Genomic DNA, 13,932 nt, shown 5'->3' on the forward strand with positions numbered 1-13,932 from the left:
CCCCGGACGACTCCTCGCCCGACCCGGGCCCGCACATCGCCAGCACCGCCGCCATCCCGGCGACGATCCCGACGGCGCTCGCCGCCCACGTCCGGCGGCGCCGGCGCCGCTCCGCCGCGGCAGCCTCCGCCATCGCCTCCCACGGCGGTGTCGGGACGGGCACCGGAGGCGGGACCGGCACCGGCGGAGGCTGCCAGGCCGGGGTCGGCCACTGCCACTGCGCGGCGCCCGCGCCTGCCGCGCCCGCCGCCGCGCCCGTCGTCGGGGCCGCGCCTGCTGCCGCGACCGGACCGGTCCTCGGTCCGCCGCCCGCCGGGGTACTGTCGTCTGCCGCCTGCCCGCTCATGTTCTCGTCCTCCTGCCGTCGTCCACCGCCGCCCGTCCGCGCGTGGCCTGCCGGGTGGGCCGGGGTATGCCGGGTGGGCCGGATGGGCCGCTCCGCGCGGCGGCCGTCGCAGGCCCCCGCTCGCGCTGCTCAACGAGCCTGCCGACGGCGGGACATGACTCGGACGAGAGTTCCGGTGGGTGCCCCGGCCGGATCCGGGCCGCCGCCGTACGCTGCCTGCCGCAGCCCGGGTGCGCCGCCGGGAGGTCCGCCACATGCTGGGGGCATGGAAACGAACAACACGTCCGGTACGGCGAAACCCCTGGTCGAGGTCGCCGAGTTCCGCACCGACAGCCGGTACCGGCTGGTCCGTTTCGAGGGCCACGGCTGGGAGCCGCTCGCCCCGGAGGAGTTCGAACCGCGGATCCACCAGCTCTTCCCCGACCTCGACCCGCGCGATCCGGACCGCGTCCACTGGGTCGACCGGCCCTGGGAATGGCCGGCCTGGCACCCGGGTGAAGCCTGACCGCAGGTGTGAAGGGCGCCAGGTGTGATGTTGACGCGGCCCCTTGACGCGGCCCCTTTGACGCGCCTGTCCGGGCCGGGCCGTTCCAGCCTCGCGCGCAGGCAGCCCGGGCGGACAATTCGGTGGCCCGGTCCGGAGTGCGAGTGCGACGATCGCCGGATGGGTGCACTGGACGCGGTGGCGGCGAGGGTGGCCGGTGGGGCCGGGGTGGAGTTCCGGCCGAGCGGCTCGTCGATGGTCCCGCTGATCCGCAGCCGGCAGTCGGTGCGCGTGGTCCCGGCCGATCCGTCGAAGCTGGAGGTCGGTGACATCGTGCTGGCCAGAGTCGCCGGCACGGTCTACCTGCATCTGGTGTCGGCCCTGGACCACGCCAGGAGGCGGGTGCAGATCAGCAACAACCGGGGCCGGGTCAACGGCTGGACCGGACACGACCGGGTCTTCGGCATCTGCGTCGCGATCGACGGCATCCCCCGGCCCGGCGTGGCGGGGAAGTCCCGGCCCGCCGACCCGGACGGCGCCCGCTGAGCGGTCGCGGTCACCGGGCGGTCACGATCACCGAGTGGTCGTGGGCACCGGGCGGTCGCGATCACCGGCCGAGCAGGGCCTTCAGGGTCCGCGCGGTGGCACGGGGGAAGGCGGTGTTCCCGTTGTGCCCGCCGGGGAAGGCGACCGGTTCGGTGCCGAGCAGTTCGGCCAGGGCCAGCGCGCAGCGGTAGGTGTGCACGTCCGGGCGGGTGGTGCGGCCGGTGGCGGGGAGGACGCGGGTGCCGGAGTGCCGCGCGGCGGCGGCCAGCTCGGCCGGGCCGAGCCCGTCGGTGGTGACGGCGGTGAACTCGGTGCCGATGAAGAAGTCGAAGTTGGCCACCCGGCGGGGCGTCATCGGCTGCGGGGTGAGGCCCCCCTCGGTGGTGTCGTGCCGGGGGTCGATGCCCAGGTGCCGGGCGATCGCGGGGAAGGCCGCCGCCGCGCCCCCGGTGGCGTGCGCCTCCTGGATGGCGAGGAGTTCCGCGACATGCTCGGCACGGTCCGCCGGGGGCAGCAGGTTCGGCACCACGGGCTCGTGCGCGATCAGGGTGCCGAGGACGCCCGGGTGACGGGCCAGCACCTGGAGGCCGATCGCGGCACCCATGCTGAACCCGGCCATCAGGGCCGGCTCGGGAGCCGCCCCGCCGGTTCCGTCCGGGTCCGTGAGCCGGGCGGCCTCGGCGAGCAGCAGCGCGACGTCGTCGGCGTGGTCGGCCATGGTGACCGGCCGGGCGGGGTCGTCGAGCGTGCTGCGGGAGAGGCCGCGGCGGTCGTAGGTGACGACGGTGAAGGTGTCCGTGAGGTGCGGGACGAGGTCGACGGTGCGATCCGCGTCGCCCTCGCCGCTCTGCGAGAGCAGCAGGACGGGGCCGCTGCCCGCGATCCGGTAGTGGAGGGTGGCGCCGGGGACGGGGAGCGTGCCTTCGGTGGCGGTGCTCCCGGAAGCGGTGGTGGTGGTCATGGCGGTGGGTGTCCCTTCGGTGGCAGTGCCGGTGCTGTCAGGCCGGCCCGACCGACACTAGAGCATCGAGAAAGATGTATCAATAGAGATGCATCTAACTCGATCAATCTTTTTCAATGCATCGAGGCCGATGTAGCCTGGCGGCCATGAACGGAGTCGAGCTGTTCCTCCTGGGCCGCACGCTGATGAAGGTCGGTGAGCAGGCCATGCCCGAACCGGCCACCGGCTCGCGCGGCTCGGTCCGCTCGGTCCTGGTCACCCTGGGCGAGATCGTCGCCAGCCCGGGGACGACCGTCGGCGAGATCGCCGCCCGCACCGGTCTGCCGCAGAGTCAGGTCTCCACCGCCGTGGCGCGGCTGGTGGAGGCGGGCTCGGTCGAGACCGAGCCCGACCCCGCCGACCGCCGCCGACGGCTCGTCCGACCCGCCGCCGAACCCTCGGCCCGGGTCGCCGAGGTCCGGACCGCCACCGTCGACGACGCCCTCGCGGCCGCCCTCGCCGGACCCGACGGCGCCGCCCCGGATCCGGCCGCCCTGCGGGCCGTCACCGAGGCGCTGGCCACCCTCGCCCGGCACCTCGCCCCCGGCCGCCCGGTCCCGCCGGTGGGGTGACCCCGGGCCGCCCTCGCCCGGGCGCTGACACGGTCGTTCGTGGGGCGTGGCTTCCGCTCCGGGCCGTGATCCCCTAGCGTGCCGCGCATGACCAGCAGTCACTCCGCCGGCCCGGACAGGCCGCGAAACGGACGTTCCGCCCGCAGCGCCCGTTCCGCCCGCATCGCTCGTCCCGCCCGTTCCGGCCCGCTCGCCGCGCTGCTCGCCGCCGCGCTGGGCCTCGGCACCGTCGCGCTGACGGCCCCGCACGCGGCCTCCGCCGCCCGCGGAGCCGCCCCGGCCGCCGCTCCCGGAACCGCGACGGCTGCCGCCGCGCCCGGCGAGGTCGTGGTCGACGAGCACTTCGACGGCCCCGCCCTGCCCACCGGCTGGACGGCCGTCGAGGGGGCGTGGCGGATCGCCAACGGCCGCCTGGTCGGCAGCTCCGCCGACTGGAACCAGCAGACCCGGATCACCTTCGGCCGCCACCTCACCGACTTCCGTCTTGAGGTGACCGCCCGCTTCGAGAGCGTCGTCGACGCCGCTCGCTGGACCGCCCTCGGCCTGGACGTCCCGGCGAGCGGCACCACCCCGTGGTCGATCGCCACCGTGCGCTCCGGCACCACCGCCGCCAACGGCCTGGAGTTCGCCCGGCGCACCCCCGCCGACGCCTGGAACGTCACCGACACCGCCGTCGGGCCCGCCGCGGCGGGCACCGGCCGGGACGTCCGGCTCGGCGCGGCCCGCTGGATCTTCGACGGGCGCGAGGTCATGCGCACCACCCAGGTCGCCCGGAGCGCGGACGGCGGTCAGGCCCTGCTGGTCAACGGCGCCCAGGTCTCCTTCGACGACCTCAAGCTCACCGCGCTCGCCCCCGGCGCCTTCCTCCGGCAGCCCGGCGCGCCGCTCACCGTCCTCGCCCACCGCGGCGCCTCCTCCGCCGCCCCCGAGAACACCCTGCTGTCCGACGAGGTCGCCCGCCGCGCGGGCGCGGACTGGATCGAGAACGACGTCCAGCCCAGCAAGGACGGCGTCCCCCACGTCCTGCACGACGACACCGTGAACCGCACCACCAACGGCACCGGCCGCGTCCGCGACCTGACGGCCGCCCAACTGGGCGCGCTGGACGCCGGTGCCTGGTTCGCCCCGGCCACGGCCGGCGCGCGCGTGCCGACCCTGGCCGCCCAGCTCGACGACCTGCGCACCCGCGGGGGCAGCCTGCTGCTGGAGATCAAGGGCCCGCACACCCGGGACGAGGTGGCCCGGATCGTCCAGGACGTCCGCGACCGAGGCATGGCCGGCCGGGTCTTCGTCCAGAGCTTCGAGACCGACGCCCTCCGGTACACCCGCGAACTGGCCCCCGAGCTGCCCCTCGGCCTGCTGCGCGCCTCCCTCGACGCCGACCCGGTGGCCGTCGCCCGGGACCTCGGCCTGTCCGCCTACAACCCCGCCGACGCCGCCCTCGCCACCCGCCCCGAGGTGGTGGCCGCCCTGCACACGGCGGGCGTCGCGGTCAACGTCTGGACGGTCGACGCGCCCGCCCGCTGGAAGGCCCTGGACGCGGCAGGCGTGGACGGCATCATCACCAACCGCCCGGCCGAGCTGGCCGGCTGGCTCGCCGCCCGCCAGTAGCCGCCGCCCGCACCGGACGCTCGGCCCGGCGCGGGCGAGGCAGGGTTCAGAAGCCGTTGCCGTACCGATCATGGAGTCTGTCGATCGAACGCGAGTCTCGATCGGGTGATCGCGGGCCTCGCCCGGCATGAGGGCAGGGCCTGGCGGTATGCGGGGGAAAATCCAGGGGAGCGGACGGCCGCGCGCTGCTACGGTCGGGCGTCATGAGCTGGCTTCCCGATGACTTCGTCCACCCCGTCCTGGTAGCGCTGCCGGGCGGTGGTCATCATCTGCGGCCGATCCGGGAGGCGGACACCCCGCTCGACTATCCGGCTGTGATGGGTTCGCGCGAGCGGCTGTGGACCATTTTCGGCCCGGCCTGGGGCTGGCCCGCGGACACCATGACCTACGAGGCCGACCAGGCCGACCTTCTGCGGCACGAGAAGGAGATCGCCGCGCACCAGTCCTTCAACTACGCGCTGTTCGACGCGGCGGAGACGGTTCTGCTCGGCTGTGTCTACATCGACCCGCCGGAGAGGGTCGGCGCGGACGGCGAGATCTCCTGGTGGGTGGTGCACGAGCTGGTGGGCAGCGACGTCGAGCAGGCCCTCGACGCGCTGGTGCCGCAGTGGATCGCCGCCGACTGGCCGTTCGAGCAGCCGCGCTTCCTCGGCCGTGAGATGTCCTGGTCGGACTGGCTCGCCCTGCCGCAGCATCCCGACGCGTAAGTGGTTGTTACCCGTACTGATCTCGGACGCTGTCGGTCCGGAGGACAGTCCGATCGTCGCCGGTCTGCGGCGGCACGGTGCTGCCCAGCGGCTTGTGCGCGGCCAGCCCGCCGGGGAGCCGGCGGACGAAGCTCCGGGCCTGTTCCGGTTCGTCACAGGCGTCACGGCAGTTGTCGTCTGACTCACCATCAACAACTGTGATCAATCGGCGGATCGACTTCAATCACCGGCCTCCGAGGGCTATCCTCGCCCTGCGGTGGATCACACCGGAGTCGGCCTGGGGCGTGGATCGCGCGGGGTGGGGGAGAAGTGGCGGACGAGGTGGAGTCCTTGGATTCCCTGGAGTTCTGGGTGACCGAGGACGAGGAGGAGGACGGCGACACGATGGGCGTCTTCCGGCGCGACCGGGAGGCCGTGCTGCGCCGGGTGCCGCTCGGGGCGCTGCGCTCTAACCTCACGGAGACGGTGGACGCGCTCCAGACGCTGTTCGAGCAGATCGCCGACCGCGGCGGCCCGCTGCCGCTCAAGGAGGTCCAGCTGAGCTTCCAGGTCTCCGCCTCGGGCGGCGTCCAGTTGGTCGGCAGTTCCCAGGTCCAGGGCACCCGTGGGATCACCTTCGTCTTCGGCAACTAGCGGGACCGGATGGGCGGGTTCGCCGCACTTCTGATCGGCGCCAGCGACTACGAACGGGTGGGGTTCACCCCCCTGCCCTTCGTCCCCCGGGACCTCGAACGCCTGGACGCGGCCCTGCGGGCGCGCGGCTTCCGGGTCGAGCGGCCCGGGGCGGGCGAACGGATCAGCTGGAACTTCGTGAACGGCGAGGTCTCGCGCTTCCTGGAGAAGGCCCGGCGGGGCGAGACACTGCTGATCTGCCTGAGCGGACACGGTCTGCACGCCCAGGGCGTGGACTATCTGATACCGGAGGACCTGCACCGCTACCGGAAGCCGCTCTGGTCGGGCTGCGTCGCCATCGACTGGCGCAGCGAGGTCGAGAACACCCGCGCCGCACAGGTGCTGTTCCTCATCGACGCCTGCCGGGAGGGTGTCGGGGGCGACACGATGGCCGGCGCGGTCGGCTGGGCGAGCGGGCGGGCCATGACCGTCAAGTCCCGGCGGATCGCCCACCTCTACGCCTGCTCGCCCGGTGGGTACGCGCACTTCGTCGCTGCGGGGAGCGGCTCGTTCAGCCTGTTCTCGCGCGCGGTCCTGGACGAGCTGCTCGCGCACGACGGTCCACTGACCCTGGAGTGGCTGAGCGAGGCCGTCCAGAGCCGGATCGAGGCGCTCCACGCGGAGCACGGCAAGTCGGGCGCCGCCCAGGAGGTTCGCGTCCTCACCGACGCCGACCAGGCGGAGTTCCTGGTCGCGGGCCCGCTGGTGGAGCCCGCCCCCGTACCGGTGGTGGACGAACCGCCGACGCCGGAGCAGCCGTTGGCCGATCCCGGCCTCCGTGCACTCCTGGGCCGTGCCGTCCACCAGTACCAGGCCTCCGAGCGCACCGAGCTGCTGGAGGAGTACGCCGTACTCGGTCCGACGGCCGAACTGCTCGACCACACTCGCGGGTTGGATGCCACAGCGGTCACCGCGATGTGGGACGCGGCGTCCCGGCGTCGCGCCGCGGTCCCGCTGCTGGAGCTGGTCGCGGCGCTCTGTACGGCCGGCCGGGACGAGACCGCGCACCGGCTTCTGGAGAAAGCGGCCGTCCGCCCGGCGCCCCAACTGCCGCCCTTGCTCGTCGGTCTGGCCACGCTCGCCGCAACCGTCGAAACCGAGGGACCGACCGCGGCCGCCGGACTGCCGGCGGAGACGGTGGAGACGCTGTGGTCGACGATGCTCCGCGCTCTGGCGGCGCTGCCGGCGGACGCCTGGGCGGCGTGCGTCGTGGAACTGCACCGGGCCGGACTCGCCGCCGAGGCGGTCCGGGTGTCCGAGGAGCCGCGGCCGGTGGCGGACCTGCCGCCGCTGCTGGCCGCCCTGGAGGCGGAGGAACTGCCGGCGGAGGTCCGGCGGCTGGTCCGGGCGACGGTGGCCCGGCTGGGTTCCCGGTCGGTGGACGGCCTCCTTGTGGCGCTGTCCCGGGCCGGGGCGGTCGAGGCCAGGGCGATGGCGCTCGCGGCGATGGCGGAGTGGTCGGCGGAGGCGGTTGCCTCCTGGCTGCGGTTCACCGGGGGGCGGGGCGGCCTGGAGCGGGACGCGACGGCCGTCGTCCGGACCCTGGTGGCCGGGCACCGCGACGTGAGGAGCCTGCTGCGGCTGCTCCGCGAGGCCGGTATGTCGCGGTACCTCGACGTGTTCCACGAGGAGTGCGCCCGGCAGGAGCCCCGGGACCTGCACCGGTTGCTGCACGGACTGTCGGGCGCCGATGTCCACGAGGCCGCCCGCCCCGACGAGGACGCCGTTGCCGTCGTACGACTCGCGGCCAGCCTCATGGTACCGAAGGAGGCGGGGGAGCTGACCGTCCTGCTCTGCGGTCACGGACCGGACAACCTGCTCGAACCCTTCCTGGCGGTGCTGTGCGGGGCATCGCCGGAGCGGGTGGCGCACATCCTGGTCCGGGTCTGGGAACTCCCGAGCGTGGGGCGGCCGGACCGGGACCCGGTCGAGGTCGCCGTGCCGGTGCTGGGCGGGCGGTACCCGGCGGAGCAGGTGGGGCCGCTGCTCGTGGAGCTGGAGCAGCGGCGTCTGCCTGCCGTCGTGGTCAGGTTCCAGGACACCCTGGTCCGCAGCCGGTCGACGGTGGAGCTGCTGACCGTGCTGGCGCGGATGCCGTCGGCGGCGCGCGATGTGCTCCTGCGCCGGATCCTCGTGCTGCGTCGGGAGCCGGACCGGCTCGCGGAACTGCTCGACGCCTGTGGTGAGGAGCGGTTCGCGGTCCTGGGGGAGTTGCTGGCGCAGGCCGTCGTCGCCGAGTGCGGGGCCGCCGAGTTGGCCGCTCTGCTCGCCGAACTGCGGGCCCGGAACAGGCAGGCCGGGGAGCGGCTGCTGCGCGACTGGCTCGAGCCCATTCCGATTGCGCCGAAGCCCGCCCCGAGCTTGCCGACGCCTGCCCCGAGCGTGCCGGTGCCGCTCCCGGCACCCGGTCCCGCACCCGCTCGCGAACCCGCTCCCCCGCGAGTGGCCGAGGACCGGGGCACCCTGCTCGGCGTGGCCCGGCGGGGCTCGCCCCGCGAGGTGGCCGAACTGATCGTCGCCCTCGACACCCGGGGGCCCGGCGGGGCGGCGGTCGAGGTCGGCGAGCTGCTCCGTGCCTTCCTCGACGCCGGACCGGTGGAGCGGAGCGGAGTGCTGATCGAGGCTCTGCGGTCCGGAGGGCGCGGATCCCACCCCGGCGAGCAGTTGGTCGAGGCACTCAGGGCGCACGCCGCCAGGCTGTTCGCGGCGGCCCGGGCGATCGGCTCCGAGCCGGGCACGTACTACCTGCTGGACGCCTTCCTGGGCGGGCCGCCGGTCCGGCCCGTGGAGTTCCGCGCCCTGATCGGCGAACTGGGCCGTGCCGGCGGCGGGCGGGAGGCCGGTCTCCTGCTGGAGCGGCTCGGGAGCGAGCAGCCGCCCCCGGTCGTCGTCGGCCTGCTGGAAGCGCTCCGGGACGACGAGGCGTTCGAGGTGCTGTGCTGGGCGGCGGCCGGGCGCCCCGTCCGGGAGGTCGCCGAGGTGCTGGGCAATTTCCGGCTGGAGCGGTTGAGGAGGGGGCTGGCGGTCGAGCGCTTTGTGGAGCATGTCGCGCGGGTGACGCCGCCGGACCGGTTCGCGGAGCTGCTGGTGGAGCTGCTGGCCGGACGGCAGGGCGTCCTCGCCGGGGCTGTGCTGCGGGCCGCTCGCTGGACCGGGTCCGACGAGGAGCTCGGCCGGCTGTTCGCGGCGCTGGACGCGCGGGGCGAGGAGGTGCGCGGCCACGTGATGGACACGCTGGCCCCGGAGCTGTCGGCCCAGCAGGCCCTGGGCCTCCTCGACCATCTGCACCGGAACGGCGCCGAGCGGCTCGGGCTGCCCGTGCTCCGCGCGTACGCGCGGACGGTCGACACCTCCGGCTTCTGGGTCGGGCTGAACGAGCACGGCCGGTTCCGGTACGCGGCCGCCCTGGTCGACGAGGCCCCGCCGGACGCGCCGGTCGTGGCCTGGTACCGGCAGCTGCACCGGACGGTCCCCGGCCTCGACCGCGCGGCCCTGCGGCGGTCGGTCGGGGCGGACGGCCCGGTCGGGGAACTCGCCGCACTCGCCGCCCGGGGCGGGCCGGCCAGGGCGGCCCTGGCAGCGGCGGTCCTGTACCGGGAGCCCGAGGACGTGGTCGGTCTGCTGGCCGCGCTGGCGGACCTGGCGTATCCGCCGACAGGGCCCGACACGGTGTCCTGGCCCGTGTTGCCGGACCGGCGGGCGGAACTGTGGCGGATCCTCGCGGCAGCCCGGCCAGCGGCGGAACTCGCCCTGATCCTCCGGGACCTGCGGGCGAACGGGCGGCGGCCGGAGGCGGAGCGGATCGTCGACCATGTCCTCGCCGACGAGCCCCCCGACCGGGTCGCCGCGTTGCTGGAGGCCCCGCTGCCGGCCGACGGACCGACGGACCGGGACCCCGCCGGACACTCGAACGAGACGGCGGAGCTGCTGGCCGGTCGGATGCTGGCGGGCGGCTCGGTGGCCGGGGTGATCGGGCGCCTGATGCGGATCGGCCGGTCGGGGAGCGCGGAGATGCTGGCCACCGAGCTCTCCTCCCGGGGCAGGACCGGTGCGGAGATCGCCCGGGCGGTGGCGAGCCTGCTCGACGCCGGCATGGCGTCGGAACTCAGCCATCGGATGACGGTGAACGTCTGCCGCTACCGGCCTCCGGAGGACGTCGCCGAGTTCCTCCGGTACCTGGACCCGGCCGGCCACGGAACGGCGCTCCAGGAGGCGATCATGACGGTTTCCTCGCGTCGTCCGGACGAGGTGGCCGAGATCGGGCGGCAGCTGGAGTACCAGGGCTACCGGGAGTTGTCGGCCCGGCTGTCGGGGTCGACGGAGCCGCCCGGCCGGTGGCCGCGGTGGCGGGACCGCCGTAGGTCCTGAGAGCGACGGCGTTCGACGGCGGGGGTGTGCCGGGCCGGCCCCCACGACCGGCCCGGCACACCCCCGCCGCCCGTTCCTCGCTCGGACCGGATCAGCCGTTCTCGGCCGCCGTGTCGGCGTCGGCCGCCGCGGCGGCGCTCTCGGCGGCGTCCAGCTTCTGCTGGAGGTCCCCGGGCGCCGCGTCGTCGGCCGCGCCGGGGGCGGCGGGCCCGGGCGTGGCGGGCCCGTGGTCGGCACCGGGACCGCAGCCGGTGAGCAGCGCCGCTCCGGCCAGCAGAACGGCCGCGAGCACCGCTCCGGCGGGGCGGCGGGTCACTTGCCGGTGCCCCGGCCGTGGGCGGCGCACCAGGTCGCCACGGACTTGAGGTCGTTCTGCCGCGACTTCAGGGTGCCGACCAGGGCCTTGCGGGCGGTCAGCCGGCCGTTGAGGTAGGTCTCCACCTCGGTGTGACCGGCGGACTTGGCGTTCGCGACCCGCTGCTCCAGCCGGGCGACGGAGCCGGCCATGGTGGCGTCCCCGTTGAGCCGGTTGAGCGCGTTGGTGAGGTGCCCCTCGGTGCTGGGCAGGCGCTTGCAGATGCTCTTGGCCCCGTCACCGGTGGGTGTCGGCAGGGCGGTCGGTGAGGTGGCGGCGGCCGGGCCGGAGCTCGGGGCGGCCGGAGCCGCCTGGGCGGCGGGCGTGCCGGCCAGCAGCGCGCCGGTCAGCGCACCGGTCAGGGCGAGGGCACCGAGCGCGCCGGCCAGGCGACCGGAGGGAAGGCGGTTGACTGCGGGCATGTGACGTCCTCTCTTCGGCCCGGACCCGGACCAGGACCCGAACGGCCCGGTGCGGTGCACCGGGGTGCACCGGGGTGCGGTGCGGTGCGGTCGAGTCGGACGGTAGGGCGCCTTCTTGTGGAATCCCTGTGGAACGGCCGGCCCGGTGCCCGAACAGGCTTAGCGCCCCGGGCCGCTGAGCCAGTCCCGGCGGGCCGGGAGTTCCAGGGTCGGCGCGTCCGGGCGGGGGAGCGGCAGGGTCACCTCGGCCCGGCAGCCGGTGCCGTCGGGCGGCGAGGTGAGGGCGACGGTGCCCCGGTGCAGCGCGGCCTGCTGGGCGACCAGGGTGAGCCCGAGGCCCGAACCGGGGCTGTCCCGGCGGCGGTGGAAGCGCTGGAACACGGCCGCCCGGTCCTCCGGGGGTACCCCGGGGCCGTTGTCGTCCACGGTGAGCCTGGCCTGCGCGCCCTCGGCGGCGAGCCGGACGGCGACGCGGGCCGGGGCGCCGTCGGCGCCGCCGTGCACGGCGGCGTTGCCGAGGAGGTTGGCGAGCATGATCCGCAGCCCGGACTCCCAGCCGAACACCCGCAGTTCGGCCGGGGCGTGCACGGCGAACACGGTGCCGGGGTGGCGGCGGCGGGCCTCCTCGGCCGCCGCGTCGACGAGTTCGGCGAGGTCGACCGGCTGGAACGCGTCCAACTGGACCAGGTCGCCCCGGGCCAGGGTGCTGAGCGCGGTGAGCAGGTCGAGCAGCCGTGCGTGGTCCTGCCGCAGCTCTGCCACGACCTCGTCCCGGTCGTCGGCGGGCAGGTCCGGGTGGGCGGCCAGGACGTCGAGATTGGTGCGCAGGCTCATCAGCGGTGTGCGCAGCTCGTGCGAGGCGTCGGCGGAGAACGCCCGGGCGGTGTCCAGCGCCTGGGCCGTCCGCCGGGCCTGCTCGTCGTAGCGGGTGAGGAGCAGCGCGAGGGCCGAGGACAGCTCGTCGACCTCGGCGGTCCCGGTCCGCTCGGGCAGGAACCCGTGACCACCGGGCGAGCCGGACGAGCCAGGAGACTCCGGGGAGCCCGGCCCGGTCGGCCCGGTCGGCCCGGCGGGTGCCGCCGCCGGGTCCAGCCCGGCGGCGCGGCGGCTGAGCCGGCGCAGCGGGGCGGTGGCCCGCTCGGCGAGCGCGAAGCCGAGCAGTGCGGCGACCGGGGCCGACACCAGGGCGACGAGCAGGACCCGCCGTCGCACCGCGGCCGCCTGCCGGTCCGCCGGCCCGGTGGGGGCGATCACCTGCAGCAGGCCGGAGCCGCTGCCCCGGCCGTTCCCTCCGACCGCCCAGGTGAGGACCCGCCAGGAGGTGCCGTGGTCCCGGACCGTGACCGGCCCGCCGCCCGGCTCGGTCGGGAGGGCACTCGCGCCCTCCGGCCCGTCCGGCTGCGGGCCGACGGACAGCAGGACGCCGCCGTCGGTGCCGGTCACCCGCACCCCCAGGTCCAGGGCGGCGTCCACCACCTTGCGCTGCTGGTTCTGCTCCACCTTGGGCCGGCCCTTGCTGTCGGCGGCCACCAGCGCCCGGACGCTCGGCAGCAGCGCGGCCGCGCGCTCGCCGAGCCGGGCGTCCTGCTGGTGCCGCAGGTCCCGGCCGACCAGCGGCAGCAGCAGCAGGCCCGCGAGCACCACCAGCAGCGGCACCACGGCCGCCGCCCAGAGTGCGATCCGGGTGGAGAGCCTCATCGCGGGGCCTGCCGCGATCCGTCGGGTGTGCGCAGCACGAAGCCGACGCCCCGGACGGTGTGGATCAGCCGGGGCCGCCCGCCGGCCTCGGTCTTGCGCCGCAGGTAGCTGACGAAGGTGTCGACGGCGTCGCTGCGCACCTCGGCGTCGTAGCCCCAGACGCGTTCCAGCAGCAGTTCGCGCGAGAGCACCAGGCCGGCGTTCCGGGCCAGGTGCGAGAGCAGTTCGAACTCCCGCCGGGTGAGGGTGAGTTCCTCGCCGTCCAGGTGGGCCTGGCGGGTGCCGGGGTCGAGGCTGAGGGGTCCGGCGAGCACCCGGTCGTCCGGCTGCGGCGGCCGGCGGCGGAGCAGGGCCCGCAGCCGCAGGACGAGTTCCTCCAGGGCGAACGGCTTGACCAGGTAGTCGTCGGCGCCCGCCTGGAGCCCGGCGACCCGGTCGGCGGCCTCGTCGAGGGCGGACAGCATCAGCACCGGGAGGTCGTCGCCCCGGGCGCGCAGGCGGCGGCAGACCTCGACGCCGCCGAGGCCGGGCATCGACACATCGAGCACCAGCACGTCCGGCAGCTCGGTGGCCATCCGGGCCAGCGCCGCGCCGCCGTCCTCGGCGAGGGCCACCGAGAAGCCGCTCAGCCGCAGACCGCGCTCCAGCCCGCGGCGGATCGCCGCATCGTCGTCGACCACCAGGACCCGCCCGCCGGTCCCCGTCACGTCCCGGCTCCCCGTCACGTCCCGGCTCCCCGCCATGTCCCCGGTTCCACTCGTCCGCATCGGCGCCTCCTCCGTCCGGCCGCCGACCCTCTCACACCGGGGCGCCGGACGGCCTCCGGGGGTGTCCCGGCCAGGTGCGCCGACGACGGAGCAGGGCCGGGCCCGGCGGTGCCGGGCGGATCTGGAAGAGTGCGGGGCATGAGACTCCGCTGCGCCGTACTCGACGACTTCCAGGGTGTCGCCACCACGATCGCCGACTGGTCCCCGGTGGCCGACCGGGTCGAGGTCGTGGCGTTCCGCGAGCATCCGGCCTCGGTGGCGGAACTCGTCGCGGCGGTCGCGGACTTCGACATCGTGGTGACGCTGCGGGAGCGGATCGCCTTTCCGGCGGAGGTGTTCGAGCGGCTGCCCAGGCTGCGGCTGCTGGTCGCCTCGGGGATGCGG

Annotated in this window: 12 protein-coding genes and 1 pseudogene; 8 read left to right on the forward strand and 5 right to left on the reverse strand. The window is 75.4% G+C overall.

Going from position 1 to position 13,932, the window contains the following annotated elements:
* Positions 1–611 precede the first annotated feature (611 nt).
* The gene (locus VR45_RS30675; RefSeq protein WP_045943134.1) at positions 612–851 is read left to right on the forward strand and encodes a hypothetical protein; all 240 of its coding nucleotides are present in this window, start codon (positions 612–614) and stop codon (positions 849–851) included.
* A gap of 159 nt (positions 852–1,010) precedes the next feature.
* On the forward strand, positions 1,011–1,376 hold the full coding sequence (locus VR45_RS30680; protein ID WP_045943135.1) for a hypothetical protein: 366 nt from the start codon (positions 1,011–1,013) through the stop codon (positions 1,374–1,376).
* A 61-nt stretch (positions 1,377–1,437) separates the two neighbouring features.
* Here VR45_RS30680 and VR45_RS30685 read toward each other — a convergent pair whose 3' ends face one another.
* Complete coding sequence (locus tag VR45_RS30685) at positions 1,438–2,337, reverse strand: alpha/beta hydrolase (protein ID WP_045943136.1); 900 nt, start codon at positions 2,335–2,337, stop codon at positions 1,438–1,440.
* Positions 2,338–2,483: 146 nt separating this feature from the next.
* Between VR45_RS30685 and VR45_RS30690 the strand changes: the two genes are divergently transcribed.
* The 5 genes from VR45_RS30690 (at position 2,484) to VR45_RS50230 (ending at position 10,306) form a co-directional block, all read left to right on the forward strand.
* Complete coding sequence (locus VR45_RS30690; RefSeq protein WP_045943137.1) at positions 2,484–2,948, forward strand: helix-turn-helix domain-containing protein; 465 nt, start codon at positions 2,484–2,486, stop codon at positions 2,946–2,948.
* Positions 2,949–3,035: 87 nt separating this feature from the next.
* Positions 3,036–4,559 carry a glycerophosphodiester phosphodiesterase family protein gene (locus tag VR45_RS44610; RefSeq protein WP_078896976.1) on the forward strand — a complete coding sequence of 508 codons (1,524 nt, stop codon included), beginning with the start codon at positions 3,036–3,038 and terminating at the stop codon, positions 4,557–4,559.
* 203 nt (positions 4,560–4,762) lie between these two features.
* Complete coding sequence (locus VR45_RS30700; RefSeq protein ID WP_045943138.1) at positions 4,763–5,266, forward strand: hypothetical protein; 504 nt, start codon at positions 4,763–4,765, stop codon at positions 5,264–5,266.
* A gap of 309 nt (positions 5,267–5,575) precedes the next feature.
* Entirely contained in the window at positions 5,576–5,899 is a 324-nt protein-coding gene (locus VR45_RS30705) for a hypothetical protein (RefSeq protein WP_045943139.1), read from the forward strand.
* 9 nt (positions 5,900–5,908) lie between these two features.
* Positions 5,909–10,306 (forward strand): caspase family protein, encoded by a 4,398-nt coding sequence (locus tag VR45_RS50230; protein ID WP_045943140.1) that lies wholly within the window; start codon positions 5,909–5,911, stop codon positions 10,304–10,306.
* Between the two features lie 91 nt (positions 10,307–10,397).
* Here the strand turns inward: VR45_RS50230 and VR45_RS30715 are convergent, their stop codons facing one another.
* From VR45_RS30715 to VR45_RS30730, 4 genes are all read right to left on the reverse strand, one after another.
* A complete protein-coding gene (locus tag VR45_RS30715) occupies positions 10,398–10,622 on the reverse strand; it encodes a hypothetical protein (protein WP_045943141.1) in 225 nt (74 codons plus the stop codon).
* Positions 10,619–11,083 carry a hypothetical protein gene (locus VR45_RS30720; protein WP_045943142.1) on the reverse strand — a complete coding sequence of 155 codons (465 nt, stop codon included), beginning with the start codon at positions 11,081–11,083 and terminating at the stop codon, positions 10,619–10,621. Before VR45_RS30720 ends, VR45_RS30715 begins: the two co-directional genes overlap by 4 nt.
* 159 nt (positions 11,084–11,242) lie before the next feature.
* Positions 11,243–12,781 carry a HAMP domain-containing sensor histidine kinase gene (locus VR45_RS30725; RefSeq protein WP_045943143.1) on the reverse strand — a complete coding sequence of 513 codons (1,539 nt, stop codon included), beginning with the start codon at positions 12,779–12,781 and terminating at the stop codon, positions 11,243–11,245.
* On the reverse strand, positions 12,778–13,524 hold the full coding sequence (locus tag VR45_RS30730) for a response regulator transcription factor (protein WP_045943144.1): 747 nt from the start codon (positions 13,522–13,524) through the stop codon (positions 12,778–12,780). The genes VR45_RS30725 and VR45_RS30730 overlap by 4 nt, the downstream gene beginning before the upstream one ends.
* Positions 13,525–13,686: 162 nt before the next feature.
* On the opposite strand from VR45_RS30730, the pseudogene VR45_RS30735 reads away from it, so the two are divergent.
* Positions 13,687–13,932, forward strand: a pseudogene (locus VR45_RS30735) (D-2-hydroxyacid dehydrogenase family protein); the annotation flags it as partial.

The sequence above is a fragment of the Streptomyces sp. NRRL S-495 genome (assembly GCF_000966955.1).
In the GTDB taxonomy this organism is placed as follows: domain Bacteria; phylum Actinomycetota; class Actinomycetes; order Streptomycetales; family Streptomycetaceae; genus Kitasatospora; species Kitasatospora purpeofusca.